The organism is Paenibacillus sp. FSL P4-0081 (assembly GCF_000758565.1).
Lineage (GTDB): Bacteria > Bacillota > Bacilli > Paenibacillales > Paenibacillaceae > Paenibacillus_AQ > Paenibacillus_AQ phytohabitans.
In genome coordinates this window covers 2,722,362-2,747,534 of record NZ_CP009280.1, presented here as the reverse complement: position 1 = coordinate 2,747,534, position 25,173 = coordinate 2,722,362, and the positions used below count along the sequence as shown (strand labels likewise).

The 25,173-nt window shown below is 51.8% G+C and carries 19 protein-coding genes; 5 read left to right on the top strand and 14 right to left on the bottom strand.

Annotated features, from left to right (window positions below; all coding sequences use genetic code 11):
- Nucleotides 1-25: 25 nt before the first annotated feature.
- From P40081_RS11530 to P40081_RS11520, 3 genes are all read right to left on the bottom strand, one after another.
- Nucleotides 26-793, bottom strand: a complete 768-nt coding sequence (locus P40081_RS11530; RefSeq protein ID WP_042135539.1) for a class I SAM-dependent methyltransferase — start codon at nucleotides 791-793, stop codon at nucleotides 26-28.
- A gap of 13 nt (nucleotides 794-806) precedes the next feature.
- Nucleotides 807-1,601 (bottom strand): SDR family NAD(P)-dependent oxidoreductase, encoded by a 795-nt coding sequence (locus P40081_RS11525; protein ID WP_042135537.1) that lies wholly within the window; start codon nucleotides 1,599-1,601, stop codon nucleotides 807-809.
- 124 nt (nucleotides 1,602-1,725) lie between these two features.
- Complete coding sequence (locus P40081_RS11520; protein ID WP_042135535.1) at nucleotides 1,726-2,745, bottom strand: AraC family transcriptional regulator; 1,020 nt, start codon at nucleotides 2,743-2,745, stop codon at nucleotides 1,726-1,728.
- 201 nt (nucleotides 2,746-2,946) lie between these two features.
- Between P40081_RS11520 and P40081_RS11515 the strand changes: the two genes are divergently transcribed.
- Complete coding sequence (locus P40081_RS11515; RefSeq protein ID WP_042135533.1) at nucleotides 2,947-3,930, top strand: zinc dependent phospholipase C family protein; 984 nt, start codon at nucleotides 2,947-2,949, stop codon at nucleotides 3,928-3,930.
- Between the two features lie 604 nt (nucleotides 3,931-4,534).
- Here P40081_RS11515 and P40081_RS38380 read toward each other — a convergent pair.
- Nucleotides 4,535-4,705, bottom strand: a complete 171-nt coding sequence (locus P40081_RS38380) for a hypothetical protein (protein WP_156118586.1) — start codon at nucleotides 4,703-4,705, stop codon at nucleotides 4,535-4,537.
- 177 nt (nucleotides 4,706-4,882) lie between these two features.
- On the opposite strand from P40081_RS38380, the gene P40081_RS11510 reads away from it, so the two are divergent.
- Nucleotides 4,883-6,040 (top strand): glycosyltransferase family 4 protein, encoded by a 1,158-nt coding sequence (locus P40081_RS11510; RefSeq protein WP_042135530.1) that lies wholly within the window; start codon nucleotides 4,883-4,885, stop codon nucleotides 6,038-6,040.
- Nucleotides 6,041-6,235: 195 nt separating this feature from the next.
- Nucleotides 6,236-7,630: a helix-turn-helix domain-containing protein gene (locus P40081_RS11505; protein ID WP_231575328.1), complete on the top strand. Its 1,395-nt coding sequence runs from the start codon at nucleotides 6,236-6,238 to the stop codon at nucleotides 7,628-7,630.
- Between the two features lie 415 nt (nucleotides 7,631-8,045).
- Here the strand turns inward: P40081_RS11505 and P40081_RS11500 are convergent, their stop codons facing one another.
- The 10 genes from P40081_RS11500 to P40081_RS11460 form a co-directional block, all read right to left on the bottom strand.
- The gene (locus tag P40081_RS11500) at nucleotides 8,046-8,447 is read right to left on the bottom strand and encodes a MerR family transcriptional regulator (protein WP_042135528.1); all 402 of its coding nucleotides are present in this window, start codon (nucleotides 8,445-8,447) and stop codon (nucleotides 8,046-8,048) included.
- 178 nt (nucleotides 8,448-8,625) lie between these two features.
- Nucleotides 8,626-9,639 (bottom strand): SDR family NAD(P)-dependent oxidoreductase, encoded by a 1,014-nt coding sequence (locus P40081_RS11495; protein WP_042135527.1) that lies wholly within the window; start codon nucleotides 9,637-9,639, stop codon nucleotides 8,626-8,628.
- Nucleotides 9,640-9,798: 159 nt separating this feature from the next.
- Nucleotides 9,799-9,963 (bottom strand): hypothetical protein, encoded by a 165-nt coding sequence (locus P40081_RS38375; protein WP_197074349.1) that lies wholly within the window; start codon nucleotides 9,961-9,963, stop codon nucleotides 9,799-9,801.
- A 614-nt stretch (nucleotides 9,964-10,577) separates the two neighbouring features.
- Nucleotides 10,578-11,672 (bottom strand): response regulator, encoded by a 1,095-nt coding sequence (locus P40081_RS11490; protein WP_042135525.1) that lies wholly within the window; start codon nucleotides 11,670-11,672, stop codon nucleotides 10,578-10,580.
- On the bottom strand, nucleotides 11,673-15,659 hold the full coding sequence (locus P40081_RS36320; RefSeq protein WP_052421778.1) for a PAS domain S-box protein: 3,987 nt from the start codon (nucleotides 15,657-15,659) through the stop codon (nucleotides 11,673-11,675).
- 190 nt (nucleotides 15,660-15,849) lie between these two features.
- Nucleotides 15,850-16,416: a GNAT family N-acetyltransferase gene (locus P40081_RS11480; protein ID WP_052421777.1), complete on the bottom strand. Its 567-nt coding sequence runs from the start codon at nucleotides 16,414-16,416 to the stop codon at nucleotides 15,850-15,852.
- A 70-nt stretch (nucleotides 16,417-16,486) separates the two neighbouring features.
- Nucleotides 16,487-17,404 carry a helix-turn-helix transcriptional regulator gene (locus tag P40081_RS11475; RefSeq protein WP_042140980.1) on the bottom strand — a complete coding sequence of 306 codons (918 nt, stop codon included), beginning with the start codon at nucleotides 17,402-17,404 and terminating at the stop codon, nucleotides 16,487-16,489.
- A gap of 167 nt (nucleotides 17,405-17,571) precedes the next feature.
- Entirely contained in the window at nucleotides 17,572-21,684 is a 4,113-nt protein-coding gene (locus P40081_RS11470; protein ID WP_042135522.1) for a choice-of-anchor I family protein, read from the bottom strand.
- A gap of 444 nt (nucleotides 21,685-22,128) precedes the next feature.
- Entirely contained in the window at nucleotides 22,129-22,695 is a 567-nt protein-coding gene (locus tag P40081_RS11465; protein ID WP_042135520.1) for a GNAT family N-acetyltransferase, read from the bottom strand.
- A 40-nt stretch (nucleotides 22,696-22,735) separates the two neighbouring features.
- On the bottom strand, nucleotides 22,736-23,155 hold the full coding sequence (locus tag P40081_RS11460) for a VOC family protein (protein ID WP_042135519.1): 420 nt from the start codon (nucleotides 23,153-23,155) through the stop codon (nucleotides 22,736-22,738).
- 219 nt (nucleotides 23,156-23,374) lie between these two features.
- Here P40081_RS11460 and P40081_RS11455 point away from each other — a divergent pair, with 219 nt between their 5' ends.
- Entirely contained in the window at nucleotides 23,375-24,550 is a 1,176-nt protein-coding gene (locus P40081_RS11455; RefSeq protein WP_231575327.1) for a copper amine oxidase N-terminal domain-containing protein, read from the top strand.
- Between the two features lie 236 nt (nucleotides 24,551-24,786).
- Entirely contained in the window at nucleotides 24,787-25,170 is a 384-nt protein-coding gene (locus P40081_RS11450) for a hypothetical protein (protein WP_042135517.1), read from the top strand.
- Nucleotides 25,171-25,173: the final 3 nt, after the last annotated feature.

Below are 25,173 nucleotides of genomic sequence, written 5' to 3'. Positions count from 1 at the left end.
GCAGAAATCGATAATCGGAAATCCTTTATTTTCTGCCCAAATGCAGGTCGATTGTATCATAAATAGTTAACACATCACCGGACTTCATAATCGCCGCTCTGATCTCTTCCTCAAACGGCTTTTTAATAGCAGACGGCATGCTTCTATGGTCTGAATATGTATTAAGCAGGGCAATGTAATCCGCCGAGGAGAAGCTTCTGGTTAGGTGATACAACTTGAACTGGATATCTTTGAACCCGTAGGTACGCAGATTCTGTGAGATGGCCTGGTATTTTCCCGTATCATGTTCGATCAATTTAGTGTTTGAAGGCCTGTACTTCTGATAAATACGCTGAATACGCTGATGTAATTCGTCATCCTCCCGCGCTGCAAAAGGCCGGTTCCAGAATAAGGCCACTGTTCCGCCCTTCTTCAACAATTCACGAACCTTCGGGTAACCAACGTCCTCTGGAATCCAATGAAATGCAGTAGCGGAGTAAATGAGGTCCGCGCTGTCGTCCGGGCCTGTGAATTCTTCAAAAGTCGTATTATGCACTCTGAAATTCTTGTGTTCCCGGAACTTTAGTTGTGAGTATTCCGCAAGGTCTGCCCCCAGTTCAATGGCCGCTAATTCGCAGCCCGTTTCCAGAAAAGGCCGGGTTGCCTGGCCCGTTCCGATCCCGATTTCAATGACCTTCCCGCCCTGCCCGATCCGGGAATACGCTATAATGTCCCGGAATAATTCCGCACAATAAGCCGGTCTCCATTTATCGTAATTCGCCGCATCCTCATTGAATGTTAACCGTTTATCCATACATCCTCCTCTTTCAGTAAATAACCGGCACCATTCCCCCATCCATACGGATTGGAGAGCCTTTAAATGCTGCCGCATAGGGACTGCATACAAAAGCAGCCAGCCTGCCGATCTCCATAGGCTTGATGAAACGCTGTAATTCAGATTGCGGTAGACTTGCAGCCATAAATTTCTTCTCTTTTTCTGCAAACGTCAATTTCTCGTCAGGATACATCCCGTCAATGATTTGCTGCACATTCTCAGACAGTGTAGGTCCAGGCATGATTGTATTAACCGTAACCTCAGTTCCTGCTGTCAGTTTGGACAGACTCTTGGACAAGGACAGCAGCATGGATTTGGTCATTGCATATTGAGGCATCTGTCCTGAAGGCATGACGGCTTCTTCACTGGCGATGAAGAGGATACGGCCGTAGTCTTGTTTCAACATTCCAGGGATATATAATTTCGTTAATCCGTTTGCAGCAAGCACATTCGTGCGGAAATACTTCTCCCATATGTCATCGTCAACATCCTCATACTGCATCAATTCATAAATGCCCATATTGTTGATCAGAAGATCAACGCTGGGGAATTTCGCGAATAAAGCTTGTCTTTGTGCAGCGTCCACTATATCAGCAGCGGCATTCTGAGGAGTGGTGGCCGGGAAATTCATCTTCAATTCACTGACGGTCCGCTCTGCCTCTTCGTAATTCCGTCCATTGACCAATACGTTAACGCCTTCCTTGGCAAGCTCTATAGCAATGGCTTTTCCTATGCCTTTCGTAGATCCTGTAACTAATGCTGTTGTGTTGTTTAATCCCATATCCATAATCCACTTCTCCTTATTCGAACATTCCTGTGTTCCGGATAGTGATTATTGTACCCCGCCGGGATTATTCAGTAACTAGCCCCATGTGCCAAACTTCTTGTTTAACACGCCAAAAAAATACTGCTCACAAAATGCCGGCATCCGGAAGATGCTCAGCACGCCACTTCGAAGGAGTGTCCCCCTCCCACAGACGGAAAGCACGGTAGAAGGAGTTCTGGTCCTCGTAGCCAAGCAGGTAAGCTACTTCTTTAATATCAAGCGAAGGGTCTGCCAAATACTCCCGGGCCTGCTCATGCCGTGCTTCTGTCAACAGCTGCTTGAAGGTCGTATTTTCGTCAGTCAGCCGGCGCTGCAGGGTCCGGCCGCTCATCTTAAGCTGCTTCGCAGCAGCCTGAATGCCGGGGCATCCTCCTGCGAGGGTGTGTTTAATGACCATTTTGACTCTTCCGGTAATAGAGCGGTTGTCATGCAGTTCAACGAGTGACCGGTCCAGAGCGGGTGTCAGGATCTCCAGCAGCTCTTCGTTATACGATACAAAGGGAAGGTCCAGATCACTTCGATGCAGCGTCAGCCGGTTACATTGCCCGCCTGCCTGGATTGCACAGCCGAAGTAGGCTTCGAGAACCCGTTCATCGCCCATGGACTGCGTAAATTCGACGGACTGTGCCTTCAAGGGGCGGCCTGTCCCCTTCCTCCCAAGCTCCAGAAGAAAGGCCAAAGTGATCCCCGCCAGCACCGGAGGACCGGATGCTTCGGTATTCAGCCATTCCAGTTCAACTGTACAATGCCCGTTCTCCTCCGTGATCCGCAGGCTTTCAGGAGGACACAGCTGCTTGTATCTGGCCATACGTTTCAGAGCATCGCGGTAGTCACGGGCGTGATACGTTGCTAAGACGGCGGGGGGATACTGCGTGGTTTCAAAGGCGGCTGCAAGCTTGATGATCCCCTCTGCAGTGTCCCCGGTGAGCTCGGAATACGCCTGCCAGATTGCGAAATATTGGGCAGTGGTGACTGAGGATTCCGTTGTTATCGATTCAGGCAGCTGTGCATGGCGGGCCACGTCGCGGGAGGCAATTCCTAAGTGATTTATGCCTGCCCAGAATCCCGGAGGTATTCTAATAAGGTCAGAGAGACGGGACTTCATACGTACGGACCTCCTTTTGCCAGTTGTAAATTCATAGCTGTGGTTGTATTAAAGCCATATAAGAATACTCTTATGCCCGTTGCGATGTCTAGAGATGGAATGAAATTCATCCACATTTCTCATTTTGTTTTAACATGCAGGCGTTACAATGGATTCAGATCATAACTAAGTGTGCTCACAAAACCTGTAGGAGGATTAATCATGCCTAATATCTGGATGCATCTCGAATACGGGCAACAGCTGGCCGGGGAATTCCGCAGCCGGTTCCCGTTCTTACATAAGCTTCAGCAGCAGGAACAGTTGTATAATCTAGGCTGTCAGGGTCCGGATTTCCTGCTGTATCATAGTTTTCTGCCCTGGAGCAAGGATGCGGGGGCCCTTCATCTCGGGGATCTGATGCATACGCAGCACTGCGGGCCTGTGCTTATTGATTGCTGGGAAGCTGCGCGGACTCTCGAAGGGCCAGAGGCAGACCAGGCCCGGCTCTACTTCCTTGGCTTCCTGACCCATCATCTGCTGGACCGGAACCTGCATCCGTACATTAACTGGAAGGCAGGCTACAAATTCCGCGATCACCAGCGGTTCGAAATCGATTTGGATACCTTGTTCATGAAACGGCTGCGGGGCGTCAATACCTGGCAGAATGCCGCCTGGACAAGAATAGACGCAGGTCCCCGGCTGCCTGAGCCGGTTCATCATATTCTTCACACCACTGCACTCCGGCACTATCCGGAAGCCATGGGCAAGCTGCCCTCCGAGATCTGGCAGAGCTCCTACCGGGATATGGTGCTGGCTCACAGATGTCTTTATGATCCGAAGGGCTGGAAGAAGGCCCTAGCCTGGGGCCGTACCCGCCGTCTGTTCTCCCGGAAGCTGACTGCCCATGAAGAGCAGCTGGATTATCTGAATGACCGGCACTCCGAGTGGCGGCATTCCGCACTGTATTCCGAGGTCCGGACGGAATCTGTCTGGGAGCTGTGGGAGCAGGCGCTGGAGGAAGGCCGGACCGTGCTCACCGCGCTCGCCGATTGGCTGGAATGTACGGACACCGCCGCGGCAAGGCACAAGCTCGATCAGTTCATCACAGTACTGGGCGACCGCTCTTATGATACGGGCAAGGAATGCAGCATGAACCTGCAGAACCAATATGCAGAGCCCATCTGGACCAGCCTGCCTGGCAGCTGATCGCAGTCAGCGTCTCATCCGGCTCTGCCGCCGCTTCAACCGGGCAATGAAGCCGCCCAGGGGGCGGCGCGGAGAACGGGTGGGCGCTTGGCAGAAACTTCGCGGCTCCCGGAGGCACTTCGCAGTAACTTTACCGCTCCGGCGGCACCTCACAGTAACTTCATGACCCGTCAGCTGATGATGCGGACTGAAAATCCGCTATTTGAGCAAAACAAGCAGATTTCCCGCCCAACCGGACTCAGTCCGCATACTCTTCATATGGAGGTTTTTTGCTGAAATAACGGAATCTCAGTCCGCTTCAGCGAAAAGGACAAATCATATTACTGGCGCGAAGCAACTACAAAGTTTACTTTGGAACAACATCATCCCGCCCGCTTCCGGCGCCTCCAAACTGAGTTATCGCAATATTCCAAATGTATAATCTCCCAAGCAGCCAAAAAGCGCCCGGTTTCCCGGACGCTCCTTGTAATCCATCCTATATTTTTCCTATCATCACGTACTGTTCCTATAATTACTGGTAATGTTCCTATTGTCACGTATTGTTCCTATTATCCCAATGTCGTGTTTATCCCGATGCCGTTCCATGCCCGGCTTATATCAACAATTACAAAGGCTCCCTCGGAATAATCTCCGGCGGGATCTGCGGAATAATTTCCGGCTGCTCCTGTGGAGGAACCTCCGGCGGAATTACAACCGGTCCCGGTTCAGGGATCATGTCCGGCTTCACTTCGGGTACAACCTTCGGTGGAACCTCTGGCGGCAGATCTTTATTCATATCCTCTTACCTCCTTCATTCCTGATACCTATGTATACCCGCTCCACCCCTTCTTGAAAAAAAGCAGATTCGAAACTCCCCAATCTTCCTCTATGCCAGATGTTTAACCTGCGGTTGATCTCCATGAAATATTCGCCTGCTAAGCTCAAGGCAACAAGAATACAGGGAGGGATTCCGATGCGTATGGCTCTATTCACGGACACGTTTCTTCCGCAGACCAATGGTGTTGCCCGCACGCTTAGCCGGTTAGCCGGCCATTTGCACCGCAGGGGGATTGAGCATCTGTTGTTTACCCCTAAGTCCGCACCGGAGAGCAGCTACCCAGATCCCGTCCGCCCCATCGCCAGCATCCCGTTTTTTCTGTATCCCGAGTGCAGGCTGGCCTTGCCGGGCATGTCCTCTATTCAAAGTGAGCTAACGGCTTTCGCCCCTGATCTGATCCATCTGGCCACCCCGTTCAACATCGGCTTATCCGGCCTCCGCTATGCCCGCAAGCAGCAGCTCCCTCATGTTGCCTCATACCACACCCACTTCGACCGATACTTGGAATATTACAAAATGAGAAGAATTGTCCCGCTCTACTGGAAATATATGAAGTGGTTTCACCGTTCCTGCGATGCTGTGCTGGCACCTTCCCAGGAGACATTAGCCTCGCTGCGCGCAGAGGGCTTCATGAGACTGCGCCTGTGGTCCAGAGGCGTCGACTGCACTCTCTATTCACCTGAGAAACGAAGTGAAGAGTTGCGGGAGCGGTATGGTATGCGCGCGCCTCTGGTTATGCTCTATGTCGGGCGGATTGCCCCGGAAAAAGATATCGCCACCCTGCTGCTCGCCATGCAGCTCCTGCCGGAATCCGTACGCTCCGGTGTGCAGCTGCTGATTGTCGGAGACGGGCCGCTCCTGCCTGAGCTCAGATCACAGGCACCGGACAACGTAACCTTTACCGGTGCGAAGCATGGCGAAGAGCTGGCGGAGCTGTACGCTTCAGCCGACCTGTTTGTCTTCCCTTCCTGCACGGAAACCTTCGGGAATGTCGTGCTTGAAGCCATGGCTTCGGGGCTGCCGGTCATCGCCGCAGATGCTGGCGGTACCAGGGATCTGGTCGTTCCCGGTATCACCGGGAATCCGTTCGAACCCCGTAATCCGGCAGCGCTGGCACGCGGGATTAGTATCCTAGCCGCCCAGCATGCACTGCGGGCGTCTATGGGCCGGGAAGGGCGGCGCCTCGCGCTCGGACGTTCCTGGGAGCATATTTTCGACGGATTGATCAAGGATTACGAAGAGGTGATCGAGAGCCGGAAGAGCAAAGGAGGGGCGGGTATTTTCACTGCCTAGTCCAGCTTCGGAAGCTAAGCATCTCTTACCACCATCTGCAATAATTCGGGAGAGCGTTCCTGTTACATTGGGGATGCTTTTTCCTGTTGTTCACTGTTTCTACCAATCACACTCTTGACCGGTGGTATAATGGCGCATATTATACACTTATAACATTAAGGACCTAAATTATGGTATTGGATTGGTGGTGTTTCTTTGGAGCCTGCAGCCACGATTCGCAGTCATTTAGAGGCTTATCTCTCTGCACAGCATATGTCCATTAATCAATTCTCCATACAGACCGGCATTAATTCGGGAACGCTCAGCCGTTTGCTTAACGGCCAGCAGCCGATCGCCATGAGTCATTTGGAATTGATTACCCGGGGGATGGGAGTACCGGAGGACCATTTCTATAGTTTGTATGTGGACGAATGCTTCTATCATTCAGCACCAACCTGGCGGCGACTGCGCCCGTTCATTCTGAGTTCAGCAGCGCTTGGGCGGCTTGACTGTATTGAACTTGTGGTTAGGAATCTGCTCGACAATTTAATCTATGCACCCATGCTGTTTGAAGTGGCCGAAGGCTTGTTTCAGGAGGGCCAATGGCAGGCAGCAGCGGTTCTGTACAAGAATGTGAGTGCAAGTGAGAAGTATCAGCATTCCGAACGGCTTGCTATATGCCAATACCGCGTATTCCGCATTTCCATTGGTGACAGCCAAGTCCTCAATCTGCAGGCGGCTCTTCTTTTTGAATGCTATATTGAGCGGTTAGAGGTAGCGGATCAGCTGGATGGGCTGAAACACCTGATGCATGTCTATTATTCACTGCACAAGTGGGACAAGGTAGATGAGCTGGCACTGGAGATGCTCCGTTTGGCTACGCTCAGCTACAATTTCCAGCATCCCTCCGGCCGCAAGGACAGAAGCGAGAAAGCTCCTGAGAAACCGTTATACTTCTACATTCTATATTCCTATCTTATGCGCTCCAGTGTGCAGGAAGAGTATGGGGACTATACAGCGGCTCTGAATCTTATTCCACAATATATGGAGGCAGACTGGATACAGGAAGACAGTGATGAGGTCCGGGAGACGTTAGCTCAATTTAAGCTTTGGGGAACGGCAAACACCCACCTCTACCGTGTAATGGCCGGGCAATATGAGGGGCTGCAGGATTATGTAGACTATATCTCTAACCACGAGGGGCAGGTTTTTACAGCTGTCTATAATATTATTAAATCAGCAAACCGCTACGGATGGAATATAGATTACATTCTTGCCAGGTTTTCCAAGCATGTTCCTTATGAACCTTACAACTCCGGCTTCGGCAAATATAATCATCAGATTATTGCAGACCAGCATGCCAGATTCCTCACTGAGCTAGCCATGTATAATCTGCACAACAAACGGCACGATGGAATTAGCGTAATACTCAAAAGTTTGGAATCATCCGTTAGAATCAATAATGAAAGCCTAATCATTAAATGTGTAAATTTGTTTGAGCAGCACCGGCATGAGGCCAGCGAAGAAGAGCAAGTGCAGTATAAATTTCTAATCAGAGAGGTGCAGGATCCAAATGACCAAAAAGTTTATCACGTTTCTAACTTCGTTTAGTCTTCTACTTGTAATTATGTTACCGGTTGGAGGTATCGGATTCACAACAGATCTGAATAGCTCCCAATTAATTTCTACTATGGGCCATGGTGCGGGTGAGGGTTAAGTCTGTATAATTTTGAATAATATTGTTAAGAAAATAGTATAACGATAGTCCTAAGATGCTCCCGGACCCGGGAGTATCTTTTTTTACAGAAATAGACTTAAATTTGAAGTATAGTGGAACTGCCAGCAACTAATCAACCGGCGGAGCTCGTTCTGACATCCCTCCTATCCGCGCGGACTTCCCGTTCGACTCGCATTACGCGGAAGTGACAGGCCACCGTCTCCACTATATTGACAAGAGCAGCCGCAGGCAGTAGGTGAAGCTATATTTGACCAAGTTCAGAAGCTCGATGCCCTATAAAAGCTAGGCTCAGCACAATCCCATAGGGTTACCTGCATCGGGGTCCGGCTGGCCTTTCAGAATTGTCTCATACCGTGACAGCTTCATATTTACCGCTGTAAAAGCCCGGTCCAGCTCCTCCTGCCTGCGCTGAAGCTCGAGCTTGTGGGCTTCCAGAATTGCTTGCCTTTCGGGTATCGTGGAATCTCCTTCTGCGGCTAGGTTAACGATCTGCTTCAGTCCGGCCACTGGCATTCCTGTGGCCCGGAAGCAGGTCATAAGCGAGATCCAGTCCAGATCACCCTGTTCAAAAACACGGTTCCCCTGCCCGTCCCTCTGTAGAGAAGGCAGCAGCCCTTCTTTCTCATAATAGCGGATGGTATGGGCGGGGAGCCCCAGCTTGGCCGCAGCTTCTTTGATCAATATACTCAAAGCGGTCACTTCCCTCAGATCACGGCAGTGATCAAGTTTTTCTTATAGTATAGGGGTTAAAATGCACTTTAAGTCAAGCTTGAGCGCTTGAGTACCTGGGTGCCCTGAGCCAGCGTTGTGCTTACACTAGCTTCTCACCTGCGAATCGTCCGCTGTATTCCCGCAGCAGGATATCCGCTTAAATCGCGAATCCCACTCCCGTCAGCTTCTCGCTGAGCGTCCACAGCTGCTCCGCAATCTCCCGGTCTACTGCCCAGGGCCATACCCCGGAGCCTTGCACACTGCCAGCCGGGACAGCTTCGGACAGATCAACATCCTCGCAGTAGACTCCCCCCATACCTGCCAGTTGTTCACTTACTGCGCACCAGACGCTGGTTGCCGCGCCCTGCTCCACTGTCTTCATCCGGTCTGCTCCGGCACTGCCAGCCGGCTGTTCATGCTTCACATCCTGCGCCTCCGGGACCGGCTTGACGCCAAGCTCTTCCGCTTCCAAGAAACGCCCGATGCCGGAGGATGGAATTAATCCCGGGTGCACTGCAAAGGCCCGGATTCCCTGACCCTTAGCCTTCTCATCCAATGCTATGGCGAACAGTACATTTGCCGTCTTCGACTGGGCATAGGCGGTCCATTTGTCATATTCACGGTGGATGAAATTAGGATCGTCCAGATCGACACCGCCCAGGCGGTGTGCCCGCGATGTTACGGATACAACACGGGCATTGCCTGCCTGCTTCAATGCCGGCAGGAGCCTGGCCGTAAGCTGGAAATGCCCCAGGTGGTTGGTGGCAAACTGGGATTCATAGCCCCGGGTATCCCGCGCCAGCGGTGCAGCCATAATGCCGGCACTGTTAACCAGCATATGCAGCGGCCGTCCTGAATCCAGGAAACGCCGGGCGAAGCTGTCGATGGAAGCAGGGTCCATGAGATCAAGGGCTTCAAGCTCCAGACGCGGAATTCCGGCGACTGCAGCCTTGGCCTTGTCCGGTGTCCGTGCCGGTACAATGACTGTAGCTCCGGCACCGGCGAGTACACGTGCAGTTTCCAGGCCAATGCCGGAATATCCGCCGGTTACGATGGCTATTTTTCCGCTCAAATCGAGGTTGCCGATTACTTGTTCCGCCGTAGTCCCGGCACCAAAACTGCTCCCAATCGGAGCTTGGGGTGTTGCGCTGCTATTTATATACTTGTGCATAGTTGTACCTCCTAAGTAAAGTTTCTTTCCAGGCGCATGGCCGGCTACCCGCTCTACATAACTAATAGGAACCGACAAACTCACCTGCCTCAGCGCCTTCGCCTTCATGAACCATCATAATCCTTAAAGTGCACTTTAAAGCAAGCATTCATTTATCCCCTACATTTCCGCCTCCAGCCCTCTCCCCCCAAGATAACGGTGCTTAATCTCCAAAGTAATAACAAAATCGCCCGGAGGACGAATCAAGCGCGGCACATCAAAAGTAAAATAACTCGGCTCGTCTCCACTACCATTGGCACAATGTATTCGGTTTTTCGCATACATTCGGCTCATCTCCACTACCATTGGCACATTGTATTCGGTTTTTCGCATACATTCGGCTCGTCTACTCTACCATTGGCACATTGTATTCGGTTTTTCGCATACATTCGGCTCGTCTACTCTACCATTGGCACATTGTATTCGGTTTTTCGCATACATTCGGCTCGTCTACTCTACCATTGGCATATTGTATTCGGTTTTTCGCATACATTCGGCTCATCTCCACTACCATTGGCACATTGTATTCGGTTTTTCGCATACATTCGGCTCGTCTCCACTCTCGTTCTCTTAAGCCCAATCAAGGCGTACGAAGCAGCAGATTGTACCCAGGGTCGGATGCTCCAAATCGCTTCTAAAAAAAAGACCCTCCTCCACCCCATAAGGGATGGAAAAAGATCTTTATTGCTTATTGCTTATTGCTTATTGCCTTTTGCTTATTTCATACCGCCAACCTACACATACGAAGCCAGCGCCCCCTCAAAATAAACAATCTGCGCAATCCGTATATGCAGCGGACGGTCCTCCAGATTGATCTGTATAACTTTAAAATATCAGTAATTTCTATGCGGGGTGATCCGGTTCTTTTCGCTATTCACTATTTGCCAATCCATGACCGGTCATCCTGCCAGCTCGCTGGTATACCGCTCGGCGATTTCCTTGAATTTATGCTTGTTCTTCACGAATACCTTCACGATGTCAGGATCGAAATGTATTCCGGCATCGCCTACTATAATACCGACCGCCTCCTCATGCGTCATTGCATCTTTATATACCCGCTTGCTCGTAAGCGCATCGTAGACATCGGCTACCGCCATCAGCCGGGCTGACAGGGGAATCTGTTCACCGGCAATCTGCTCGGGATATCCGGTTCCGTTCCATTTCTCATGATGGGAATAGACAATTTCCTTGGCGAAGCGCAGAAAAGTCTCCGGCTTGTCCATAAGCCGTTCTGCCCGCAGAATGGCTTCCCTGCCGAGTGTCGTGTGCGTCTTCATCACTTCGAATTCCTCGCGGGTCAGCGCCCCCGGCTTCAGGAGGATGTGGTCAGGAATGCCCACCTTGCCGATATCATGCAGCGGCGCGGAAGTCACAATCAGGTTAATATGCTCCGGACTCAGCACCTCCGCATATTTTCCCGTCCGGCTTAGCTGGGTGGCCAGCTCTTCAATGTAGAGCTTCGTCCGTTGAATGTGATTGCCGGTCTCCGAGTCACGCATTTCGGCAAGCGCGGCCATCGCCATAACCGAGACTTCCTGGATGAGCGAGATTTCCTTAATCCGCCGGGAGATCTCCGCCTCAAGGAACTCATTCTTGTCCGCAAGGAAATCCTTGGATTGCTTCAGGGTGAGATGCGTTTTGACACGGGATAGCAGAATCGGCGAACTGATCGGTTTCGTAATATAATCTACGGCCCCCAGATCAAATCCCAGATTCTCATCCTCCACCTCTTCCTTGGCCGTCAAAAAGATTACCGGAACCTCTCTCAGCTCCCCGTCTTCCTTAAGCCGGCGGCAGGTCTCGTAGCCATCCATAACCGGCATCATAATATCCAGCAGGATCAGATCAGGAGGTGAGGCTTTGGCCACCTGTAATGCTTTTTCCCCGTTGATGGCTACCTTTACTTTGTATTGCTCCTTAAGCAGCCCGCTGAGAAGTGAGATATTGTCCGGCGTGTCGTCAACTACCAGGATTACAGGTCTAGTGTCCAGCATTTATATCAACCTCTGTTCATATTTACTTTCTTGTATTACCGTTTCAATCATTTCTATCGCTGCCTCATATTCGAACCGGTTCAGACAGTCAGCCAGCTGAACCAGCTGCTCTGGGTGCATATATCCTGCAAGCTGGCTACGCACCGAAATGAAATAATCAACGGCTTCGCTGTCACTGTCCATCAGCATTCCGAGCAGCTTCCCCGCCATAGGAGCCAGCGGCTGTGCAACCGATTCCGGATCAAGCTCAGCCATCAGGGCGGCAGAGGGCCCGGCAGACCCCCATTGCCTGCGAATCGCTGTACAGCTCTCCAGCACAGCCGCATCCAGCCTCAGCACCAGCGCCTCAAGCTTCTCAGGCTGCTCATGATAATTCGGCATTCTGCCCAGCGAATCGGCAAGCTTCTGCACTTCTTTTACCCCCAGGTTCCCGGCAACTCCCTTCAGACTATGAGCCAGCATATACACGGCTTCCTCATCCCCCTGCTTAATGAAGCTGCGGAGCTTCCGGGCGGTATCGCGCTGGCTCTCTGAATATTTCAGCAATAGCTGTATATATAACGCCTCATTATTTCCGACACGTCTCAGGCCATTCTCTGTATCAATACCCTCTATGCGGAATCCGGAAGTCCCTTGTGCCTCCTGCGGACGCCTGTGCTCACGTTCATCGTAATCCGGCTGCTCCTCCCTGGAAGCATCCGATGTCCACCTGCTGATCTTGGCAAAAAGGATATCCGGATCGACCGGCTTCGCCACATGGCCGTTCATGCCAGCCGCGAAGCTTCGTTCCCGCTCCTCCTGCATGGTCCTAGCGGTCATGGCAATGATCGGCAGCTCAGCTTCTGCCGCCCTGATCCTCCGCGACGCTTCGAACCCGTCCATGACCGGCATCTGCAGATCCATCAGCACCAGCTGATAAGGCAGATCCGCGGACATCTCCTCAATCTTCTGCACGGCTTCCGCTCCGTTGCCGGCAATGTCGATAATCATTCCCTGGCTCAGCAGCAGTTCTTCCGCAATCTGCTGATTAATCTCGTTATCCTCCACCAGCAGTACCCGCACACCGGACAGGCCGTAATCCTTGTCCTTCACACCAGTTGCTGTATCTCTCATTGCCTTTGCCCCTGAGTCTTGCACAGCAGGAATTCCGAACCAGGCCGTGAAGGCGAAGGTACTCCCTTGCCCTTCCTCACTCTCGACCCACAGGCTGCCGCCCATGATCTCCACCAGCTTCCGGCTGATGGCCAGACCCAGTCCTGTGCCCCCGAACCTTCTTGTAGTAGAGCTGTCCGCCTGCGTGAACGCCTGAAACAGCTTTCCTTCACTCTCCTTGCTCATGCCGATCCCTGTATCCCGCACACTGAATTTAAGCTTCGTCATGCTGTCGATCATGCTGATTCTCTCTACCAGAATAACCACTTCACCCTTCTCGGTGAATTTAACGGCGTTACTCAGAAGGTTGGTAAGGACCTGCCCCAGCCGCAGCGGATCACCGCTGAGCTGGCGCGGAACATCAGGAGGAAGCTGAACGGACATCTGCAGCCCCTTGTCCAGTGCAGACTGTCCTGAGATATCCACCACATTCCCGATTACATCCGGGAGCTCAAAATCAATATTCTCCAGCTCCAGCTTCCCCGACTCCACCTTGGAGAAATCTAGGATTTCATTAATAATACCGAGCAATGAAGTTCCGGCATTATGAATCTTGGAGATATAGTCACTTTGCCTGGGATCCAGCTCTGTCTTCAGCGCCAGATAAGCCATCCCGATAATGGCATTCATCGGCGTCCGGATCTCATGGCTCATATTCGCCAGGAACTGCGATTTGGCAGCTGTCGCCTCTTCCGCCAGATTAAGCGCGGATTTCAGCTCCTCCTCCTTGCGCTTCACTTCAGTGATATCCTCGGACACACTAAGGAGATAGAGGGGCTTCCCCTCTGCATCCAGAATCGGCACCTTCGAAGCCAGCACGTATTTCAGATTGCAGAGCTCGGCATCATCCGTAACAATCTCAATCTCGCTGAAGAGCCTGCCCGTCTCCAGCACCTTCCGGTCACTGCCGTTCAGCTTGCCCGCCAGCTCTTCAGGGTACAAATCGTAATTATCCTTGCCTTCCATCTCCTGCGGAGTCATACCGAGGAAGGAAGCTCCCGCCTGATTTGCCTTGAATATCTTCAAGGATTGCGCATCCTTGACGTTAATCATGACCGGAATATGGTTAATAATCGCATCCAGGAAATTGCGGCTGTTGAGCAGCTCCTTCTCTTTATGCTTCAGATCACTGATATCTGTCAGAATCCCCAGGTACCCGCCCACTGTGCCGTCAGACAACCGGTAAGCAGACAGGGAATAGAGAATATCATGCTCTTCCCCGGTGGCGAAGTTGCGCTGGATCTGCCGGGTCGCCGGCAGTCCGCTGGCCGTCACTTCATCCTTCATCTCACTCAGAATTCCGAAGCCCTCCTGCGAGAGATGCGGCAGCCGGCTCATCGGAGTTCCCGTAAAGACCCTGCGGGATACCTGGAACGCTTCCTCATAGGCCGTATTACAGCCGAGAAAGTTCCCTTCGGCATCCATATAGAATAGCGGATGCGGTAAAGTATCCACCAGCTGGGAGGTGAAATACAGCTGGTCCGACAGCTCTTTTTTGATCCGCTTATATTCCGAGACGTTCTCCTTAATGCCCACATAATGCGTGGTCTGGCCCCGTTCATTCTTAATAGAAGAGATAATTACGGCTTCCGTGTACTCTTCCCCGCTCTTCTTACGGTTAATGAATTCCCCTTGCCATTTGCCTTCAAGTATCAGCGTCTCCCACATATTCCGGTACGTTTCAGCCTGGTTCTTGTCCGACCTCAGAATCGACGGTTTATTGCCGACGGCCTCCTCCTTGGAATAACCGGTAACTTCCGTGAAATAAGGGTTTATGTATTCGATGAGGCTATCCATATCGGTGATGACTATAGACAATGGGGATTGTTCAACCACATCCATGTACAGCCGCAGCTTCTCGCTGTACTCCCTTTCGGTGTCCAGCAATTTTCTCGTATAGGCGATCTGTTTGGCATACAGCCGGACGATGAAATAAGCCATGATAATGATGGTGAAATATAGAAACACATATACAGAGAATCCTTTGAGTATAAAAATCAGTGCCGGATACGCCATGAACAGCACTCCGCTCTTCAAGGTCCGGCTTTCCGTTACGGGCTGGGGTTCGGCAAGCCCTTGCTCCGCTTGTATCGGATACTGGCGCACCAGAATCCAGCTTGCGGCTATGCACACAATGGATAATTTATAGAGTCCGTCTATGAGGTAGCCGGACATAATCCCATTATTCAGCGCCTGGACCAGATCCACGGAGGATACCAGGGCAATGGAGGCAATCAGCAGCTTGAAGCCCGTTGTACGGTATTCCCGCTTCATGTACACCCAGATCAGCATCAGTGAGGCCAGGGTCAGCAGGGGGGCCAGCAGATAGAAGAAGAGGATCAGGGTACGGTAATTCATATCCGCCAAACGGAATGACCCGTCCTGAAAAAAAACAAACCAGATACTGCCCACAATGCATTCCAGCGTTGTGATCTGATCCCACAGCACCTGTAATTTATTGATGCCCTGTCTGAAGATTCCATACATCTGCAGGACTGCAACAAGAATAATCGTTCTTGTAACCGAATAGAGCGTAAGTGCGGTAAGGGTAAAAGTTGACGTGTCGTCAGCTGAGAAATGGAAGCCGTATAACCCTGTCAGCAGCAGTGCATCACAGATCACCCACAGGAAGAACCCGTAACTGATCAGCCGGAAGGGCCTTCTCAGCAGCGCGGGAGGCGGTCCGGATATCCGGTAATACAGACAGGCCAGCATAGGCGCTATGACTGTGACGATTCCAAACATCAGATGATTATCCAGCAGCACCGCTGCCAAATAGGCAACAATATAGACGGCCAATCCTCCTAACCATGTGTTGGCTTTATGTGTATCCATCTGACGTTACCACCCTTGCCTCAATCAATTTATCATTCTGCAAAAGAAATCTGCGCTTATCTATTCTATACGCAGATGTCATCGTAGCTCTACTCTTTTTTTCGACATTGTTCAGCAAAAAATTTAGCCCTTCCTGTACTCCAAAGGGGAGACAAAAAGGGCTGAGACAAATAATACTATTCATTTACTTTTAATTGGATCTTTTCAGATAATAATCGCTATAGCCAAAGCTTCCGTTCAGCTCTAAGCGGTGGTACCCCTCCTGACGCAGCACACGAATCCGCCGTTCTGCCTGCGGCATTGCTTTGGTCACAATCCCGCTGAATTCAAACCATTCACGGAAACGTTCTCCTGCTAGAGAGATAAGCTCGCACAAGTTCTCTTCTGTCTCATAGCGTGAGGCCAAATCCAGCCGCAATACGCCTGTACTCTGCTCATCCCCGTCCACTCCGCTTCTGCAGAAAAATTCAACGGTCCCTGCAGTTGTGCCCGCTAATTTATCCACAACACTGAAGCGTATATAGGCTCTTTTCTCATATTCCCCGAGCCATACCCCGATAATATTCTGCATATCCTTCAGGGTGTTCAACCGGAAATCTGAGCGGCAATTGTCACTGTTAAACAGCAGGCTGGCTTCAGGGTCACTGTAACAGCCCAATAAATCCTCTGCATCCTTCAGTTGTACCTGTCTGAGACGGAACCGCTTGGTTTCAAACACCGGACTGGTTACGTAAGGATCTGATATTTCTATTTTCATGCTAAGCTCTCCTTATGATATGGAATAAATCCATTATAGAGGGCTATATTAGACAGCATTATGTCGCCATTCAGCTATAGGTATCCAGAATCATTCTGGCCCTGGCCAGCAGCTTCTCCCGGAGTGACTCCGGTTCCAGAACAGTGACTTGATGGCTGTGCTGCAGGATAATGCCGAACCAGCCCTGCTCCTCCCCGGGTACCGTAAAGCCCATCACCAGCTTCTGCCCGCGTGTTTCCAGCAATCTGGCATTCGGCAAAGCCTCTTCCAGCAGTACACGGTACTCCGCAGGACAGAGCAGCTTAATATGTATATAGACCCGGTTGTCACCATGCCCAGCCAGCAGCAGCTCCGCATCCCGGTGAACCGCAGTGAATGGTTCAGGCAGAGGCAAGATATCACGCATACGCGACAACCGGAACAGGCGGTAATCCTCCTGCTCACAGCAATAGGCAAATAAATACCAGGCATACCACTTGTACGTCAACAGCAGCGGTTCTACCCGTCTGCAGGAAGCCTTGAGATGGGCATTCGTATACAGGAACTGGACAGCATGTTTCTCACGGATGGCTTGTTCAAGTACAGCGATGGTTTCGCCGGTCCCCACACCTTCCTGAAGCACCCCGAGATTCAGCTGAAAAGCTTGCGGAACCGCCGCATTATCCGGCGACAGCGCAACCATTTTCTCCACCGTATCCTGAGCCTGCCTGCTGTCATAGCCGGACACGAAACCTCTCAGCGCTGCCAGAATGTACGCATAGTCCTGCGGCTGAAGCAGCTGCCTGTTCATCTTGAAGCTGTCCATGATGTAGTAGCCCCCGTTCAGCCCCTGCAGCGAACCTACGGGAATCCCGGCCAGACTGATCGCTTCAATGTCCCGCTGAATGGTCCGCGCCGAGACCTCGAACTTCCCGGCCAGCACCCGCCCGCTGACGGTCTCCCGGTTGAGCAGATAGACTACGATGCCCAGCAAACGATTAATCTTCATGGTCAGCTCCACGCTCCATCCTCATCTTCATATGTCCCTTGTAGCTTATCCTGAAGCCCCGGATTTTTCCATGATGCATCTAACTGCTCCCATTAACGGCGAGAGGGGTGTCCAGAAGCCGCTTCACGGCCTCTAAACACCCCTCAGGAATCATTTAAAATGGTTTATTACTGCACTGCTTTGAGCAGTTTGGCTAACATATGCGCCGTTTCCTCACGTGTAGCGGCTGCCTTCGGTGCGAAGCTGACACTGCCGTCAGCGCTCGCCTGACCGGAAAGAATGCCGGCCTGCACTGCAGCAGCTGCGGCTTCCACTGCATAAGGGCTAATCGTCTGCTGATCTGCAAAGGCCGCTGAGCCGCCGTTTGCCGGCAGACTCCATTTTAATGAATCTGACAAACGGATCATCATCACGGCGAGCTGCTCGCGTGTGACCGGTGCCTTGGGCTCAAATCTTCCGTCTCCCGTTCCTTGGACAATTCCGCTCTGATTCGCCCAATCCACAGCGGCCGCATAATAGTCCCCCGGCTTCACATCCGTAAAGCTGCCGGCAGCTGAGGACTCCAGCTCTGCCCCGGCCAGACGGGCCAGGAGCAGCGCGGCATTGCCGCGGCTCAGCTTGTCTTTCAGGCCAAAGTTCTCTGAGGAGACCCCGGTAACAATGCCGCGTGCCGCAAGGTACGTAATGGAATCCTTGGCATAACTGCTAGCCGTATCCGCGAATGCAAGCTTATTGTAGCCAACCGCGTACACCGAGAAATGATTCGTGCGGAAGGAGAGCAGGCCGTTCCCCGGATCATAGCTGCTGCCCGGAAGGACAACCAGCTCGCCGCCTGCACTCACCTGATAGGCAGCAACCGCATTGGCGTCTTCGCCGGACGCCATTATATAAGGGATGCTGACATCCACCTTACCTTCACCGAAGCTCGAAAGCGTCTGCGTTCCGGCCTGAACCATTAGGCTTAGCACCGGGCGGCTGCCAATGATGCTGGCTGAACCTGCCCCTTCCTGACCGGTCAAGGTACTGCCGAGATCGGCTTTGGCAAGGGTCAGGCTGATATCTTCGTTGCCTGCCGCCGCATGAATGGCGGAGAAGGCAGCCCGGTCGAAGGTAACTGTACCGGGTCCTCCGGTCACACTCACTGCCTCCAGTGAACTGCCGGCAATCTGAGCCCATGCTGCGGCTGGAATCTTCAGCAACACCGCTTCGGCCGCATGACCCGAAATGATATGCAATACAAGCTCCCTTGCACTTGAAGTCTTCAGGGTCTCAAGTGCTGCTGCCACTTCAGCAGCGGTTACCGACAGGCTTAGTTTGCCTTCTGCATCAGCTTGTCCCTTCAGTTCCATGACAGCTTTGCCGCCTTCTATAGTAACTGCAGCAGTTGCGTTTGCAGCCCCTGCTGCAGCTGGTGAGGCTCCGCTTCCACCGGAAGAACCCGCCCCCGGTAAGCTGGCAACCGGACCAGCAGCCGCAACCGTCACCTGAGATTCAGCTACACCGTAGCCGTCCGCACTGTATACCGAGACAACAACCGTTCCCGCGGCATGCGGTGTTACTTTGCCAGTCTGATCGACAGAAGCGACAGCAGCATTGGAAGAGCTCCAGCTGAGCGTGCCCTCCGTGCCTCCGCCGGCCTGGGCCGTCGCCTTGAGCACTGCTGCCGTTCCTCCGGCTGTCAGAGACAGCGAGGACTGGTCCAGTGTAATTTTCGTCACGTTCAGCTGGTAGACGGCAACCGTTCCCCCAACCTCGTTGGCGACCAGCACGAGCGGCAGTCCGGTCGGACTGGCCGTTGCCGGGATGAAATCAATCCCTTCCGGCCCGGTGTCGGTCTCCAGATTATTCTTAGGCGTGAATTCACGGGAATTGATATAATTCACAAACTGCGGCTGCCCGGGATTGGTTACATCGTAGGTCATCAGACCGCCGATACGCTCTAGTCCGGTGAAGGCCAGCGCCCTTTTCCCGACCATGCCTACCTTGACATATTCAGGTTCCGGCCCTTTTTTGGAGCTGCGGCTGTCAAGTGTCGTGTTGCTGTTGCTTGCATTGAAATAGCCGGGCAGACGTTCCGCAGTAATCTGCTCAAAATCGCTGCCGCTGTCATAAACCTGCGTCATGTCCGCCGCATCCCATACTGAGAAAGAACGGCCTCCGTACAGATAGATGTCCTCATTGCCCATATCCGACATCACTTCTACCCCGTCATATTTCGTGGTGCCGTTCAGGAACTTGGCCGCAGCAGAATCCGGATTCAGCAGGCCTTTCACTTTGCTGATCTTGGTTGCATTCTCCTTGCTGTCCCATTCGGTGGCATCCCCTTCGTTGGCTGTGAACAAATAGGTTTTGCCGTCTACTGTGTATTGGCTGATGCCGTCCGGCATGTAGACTCCTTTAAACGGCACATTCTCCAGATGGATCATACTGTCATTTATCAAATCAAGCTTATTCTCCGGCTTGCTTAAATCCTTGAATCCAAGGCCCTTAACCCATAACAGCTTACCGGAGACAACATCAACCGCGGCAATCGCGTTATTCTCCTGAAGCGAGACATACGCTGTTGCCTGATCCCCGGACAGCTCGATGAACTCCGGCTCCAGATCGCGTATGGCATCCGCCTTGCTCCCTTTCCCGGTAATCAGCTTGGTCTTAGGGTCAACAGCACCACGGATATGCACAAGGTCATCAATAGCCGCGGGGTCGTCGAATTTCACAAGGTTCACTGCTTTGGTAGCCGTATTGATGATCGTTACACTGCCTTCGGGATCACCCGCAAGTGTGCGGGGTTCAGCCTCGTCTGCCGTAAGAATATAACGGCCGTCTTCCGTATATTTGAGCATATCCGGCTGTACGCCGGTTTCATATTGTTCCAGCAGCCTGCCGTCATAATCCAGCACAAGCACTTTACCGTTCTTCAGCGCATCTTCTTCCTGTACAGCAACAGCAATCCGCTTGGTGGCCGTGTTGATATCGACACTCGTCAAGTCACCGTAGCTGAAGCCCCCCGTTTCTGACAGCTGCTCCACATTGATGCTGGTTTCCTTCTCCGGATGAATGCCATCCTTCAGATTCACGATGTCCACCGATGCCGGATGGGTTGAGCCGTTGACAAGGTAGAATCTCCCGTTATCGCGGTTGTACTTAATGATCTCGGCTACACCGCCATCCTCACTGGTCGTACCAACCGCATACCCGCCAATTTTGGTGATGCTGATGACATCCTCCGTAGGCGGAGCAGCCTCAGGTTGGACCGTCAGCGGGAGCATCGCTTCAGCCTTGTTGGAAGGAGCTGCACTGTCGTATACAGAGAAACTCACCGTTGCCGTTCCGGATTTCAGCGGAGTACCGCTAACTGCACCGGATACGGAGTCTATGCTCAGCCCGTCAGGCAGGCCCGCTGCCGTGTAGGAATACGGCTGTGTTCCGCCATATACCGAGAGCGATACGGAATAGGGCGCCCCTGCAGTCGCCTGAGGCAAGGAAGCGGTCGCTATGCCCAGGGCAGGAGCCGTTATCCCCCAGGCGCCATCGGCACTGTTATGCGGCTTCAGCTGATTCATCGCTGCCCCATCCAGCTTATCGAATGAAATCTGCGCAAAATCCGCTTTATTGTTGTCCGTGTCCACGTAATCCGTACGTCGCACTGACTTTTGCTTGGAGGTCCCGCCGGTTTTGCCCGTCGGATAATCCGCCTCATAGCCATCGATCGTAGCACCGTTGTCATTTCCTGCTGTGCCGATCATATCTACATAAGCCGGCGACTTGTCCAGGAACGGATTAGCGTTCTCCAGCAGAGCGGAACTGCTAAGAAGGACCACCTTCATGCCTTTATTATTAAAAAGAAGTTTGTCCCAGCTCTGATCCCCCTTGCCGCTGAGGTCACTTTGATAGACGGGATTCAATTTACCGTCCGTAATAAGGTAGGAGGCATGCGCTTTAATGGTACCTGTCAGGGCAAGCTTGCTCCAGGCACCGTTCATGCCGGGATCGGAATACTGCACCGACCAGCCGCTCAGATTCACATCCGAATCTGTAGGATTATATAGCTCAATGAAGCCTTTGGAGAAGTAGCCCTCTGTTGTCCCGGCATCACCGCCGCCGTAAATCTGGTTGACGACAATGTGCGGAACGGCAACATCATAGCTGCCGGAAGCATTATACGGAGTGCCTGGCTGTATCGAAGGGGCGGCGGCTACCGGGCCTGCGCCCCATGCGGATCCGGCCGCAAGCTCTGCGGCGAGGAGAAGAGAAAGGATGGCTTTACTGGATGAATTCAAGTGATTGTCACTCCTGTACTCTATAGTTTATTTTTTAACTACTTTTTTAACTACTATAGGAGACGAGTATTTGCTCACTTGAAGATTTACATAAACTGAATGTAAAGCCGCTGCCGTATACGTGAAATAGCCCCACACAGTGGGGCTGTGGGGCTATAGCTTTGAAATTTTTTTAAAATCCTGCACGTAATACAACATTCTCCTCACTATACCAGTCCAAAAACCAATATTGTTGTAGAAAATGCAACATTTCTCCCCCACTTGGCGGTTTAGCGGAACTATTGTTGTATTTCCTACAACAATCCTTCCGAACACCCAGATATTCAGGAATCAAAGCTGCACAATGTACAACATTTATGCCCTTAGTGCTAACTTAAGAGTCTCTATCCTGCCTTAAACGAATCTAGTATGAGGAACGGACTTACTCCGCCAGCCTCACAGCGATCAGCTGCTAACATCTTCTCTTTGGTTCATACTCATCCACTCACTCCCAAGCAAACCATAGGCATAGGTATCATGCCATCCCGGGTTTCCCTGTTCATCAGGCTTGAAATAACCTGTCTGCAGAAAATGCCCCTCCCGGCGCAGCTTCAGCCGCTCGAGCAGCCGCCATGACGGATGATTGTCCGGATCACAATGCGCGGTTACACGTCTGATTCCAATTGTGCCGAAGCCGTATGCCAGCAGCTCACGGCAAGCCTCTGCCGCATAGCCTTTTCCTTGATAGTTACTGTTGAACACATAGCCCAGCTCCCAGGTCTGAAACTGCGGCGGGTTCTGCTGTTGGAAATACAAGTTCCCTATCAGTCTGCCGCTGTCCTTCAGACATACGGCCCAGAAGGCGTGATCGGTTGCCCGCCGCTCTGCCTCGGCCTTACTTGCAGCCTGGTCATATACGCCGTAAGGCTCGAATCTCACAACCTCTTCCTGCGAGAGATAGGCATGCAGATCGTCCCCGTCTTCTGCTCTGAAGCTCCGTAAGATTAACCGCTGCGTTTCTAATACATCCATCTTTGTTTCCCCCTGCATGCAGTGTATACTTTCCCTAATTTCAACTTTCGGGTATCTGATCCATATCCATATAGAGCACATTCCAGCGGTGTCCGTCGGGATCAGCGAAGCCTGCGCCGTACATCCAGCCTCCGCCCGCCGCCTTCGGCCTGCCAAAAACATGTCCGCCCGCCTCCTCCGCCTTACGGACAAGTTCGTCTACTTCCTCCCGGCTGGCAGCATCGATTGAGAAGAGAACTTCTGTCCCTTGAGAGGTGTCAGCAATCTCCTGCCCGGTGTATCTGCGGAACGTTGCTTCCGGAACCAGCATTACCAGTACTTTCTGATCCCCGATGACTAGTCCCGCCATCTCATCACTGCCTTCATGCCGCGGATGAAACGCAAATCCCAGCTTGCCGAAGAATTCCCGCGAACGGTTAAGATCCTTTACAGGGAGATTAAGCCAAAGCTCTTTGGTCATATGATTCGCTCCTTTTCGGATGAAAGCGCTATTCTGCCACTCTAAACAACATAGTAGCATATCCACAGGAGACTAGGCATACTCAATATCACTTCGTCCATATTTTTACAAACACCCGAAACCTTCCATGGTTATATTCGTCTATATATTCGTCTATATGGAACAGAAGATTAATGCCAGAGCCATGGCAACCACGCTTTCATAGAAAGGATGGGAACGATGAAGATTACCCGGCAAATATTACTCCTCCCCGCACTTGCGCTTGCAATGGCAACGGGCACACCGGCAGTCCCGGCTTCCGCCAAGTCTGTGTCTGAGGTAAAGATCTACTTTACCTATAGCAGTGAGAGCGGTATATCGGGGAGTTCAGCGGGGAACGCACAGATCAAGAATGGAATCTCCTACATGCCTGCCAATCTGGTGAAAGCTACCGGAATTGAGATCCTATGGAACAATGCGGCTAAAACTGCGGCATTCAGCGGCTGGAATAAAAGCTTCAGTGTGCAGCTGGGCAGCTCCACCGGTGTGCTCGACGGGCAGAAGGTTCCGCTAGGCGGCACTCCGTATATGTCAAAACAAGAGCTGTATGTACCTGTTAAATTTATTGCAGCGGCACTTGAAGGGGGACCTGTCCGGTGGGACTCTGCAAAGAAGACTCTGCTGATCAATCATCTGCATATGTACCGCAGCTATTCGGAAACCTTCGAGGGCGGAGTGTATTCCCTATCCCTTGACAGCGGTGAGTTGTACCTCACCACCAAGCAGAACACGAAGCACAAGCTTGCTACGCTGGGCAGAGGTCTGGATGTTATTGACTTCACCTTCGAGCATACACCTGCAGGCCTGACTTTGCTGCGTGTAAGCAATGTTTACGGCGAACCGCATCTGCATGCCGGGTACTACACCTATCTTTTGAAAAATGGCAGTGTCATTCGTCAAGGGCATATAGATACCTACACCTCCTTCGGCACAGCCGCCGAATGGTCTGAGGGGAAGCTGGTATTGAATGACGGGCAGACTTTGCGGCTGATTGAGGATGGAACGGGAGCGGTCAGTGAAACAATTGATTTACCGCACCTGATGGGCGCAACCGTCACGAAAGATGTCTACTATAATGTCGAAGCTGTCTTCAAGGATGTCCTGCTGGTCCGCCCTCTGGATACAGCCCTCCTGACACTCGTCAATCGTACTACCGGCGAGCAAACCCTGCTGTACAAAGAGCTGCTTAGTGCTGAAGGGCAGCTTGATGTGGAGCAAATAGATTATATGTTCCCCGGGGACCATATTAAGTTCACCAAGCGTGAGGGCAATGTGTTCACCTTCACTGTTAACTATCTGGACGGCAGCAAAGAAACTGTGCATACCTATACACTGCCTGACAGCGAGAGTGAATAAAACAAATTCAAGACAAGCTAACAAGTGGATAAACGTCAACTAATTCCGGGGAAATCTTCCTAAATGGAGCTGCAGTTGGATAAACAACACTTAATTTAACCCATCTTGCGGGATATCGGAGATATGGGCAGAATTAAGTGACGTTTTTCCAGTTAATGTTACTGTTTGGGTATCGCCAAGATAATTAAGTGACGTTTTTCCATCTAAAAGCTTACTGAAAGGAGTAAACCAGACGAATGAAGAAGTTCATTGTTGCCGCAAGCGTAATTTTCCTCGCTGCCTGCTCATCTGCCGGCCAAGAAGTACAAACCCCGCAGCCGGGTCCCTCTAGTCAACACGTAGAGGTCCGCACTGCGGGGTCCATTGCCTTTCCATGTGTCAAATGGAATGACCGGATTTATCAAATTACGAAAACGCAGGTTACTGATGTAGGGGAACAAATCGGCGAAATCACATTACAATCCCTGGAGCCTATCGCAGATACTCCCAACAACTTCTCCACTACTTTCTCTGAAGGCAGCAAGTTATACACCATTAATGATATCCCTACAGCAGAAGCAATCGCCGTCTTAAACAGTGAAGGTGAATACATTAAAGTCGAGGTGCCCGTCAGGGAGTAAGCC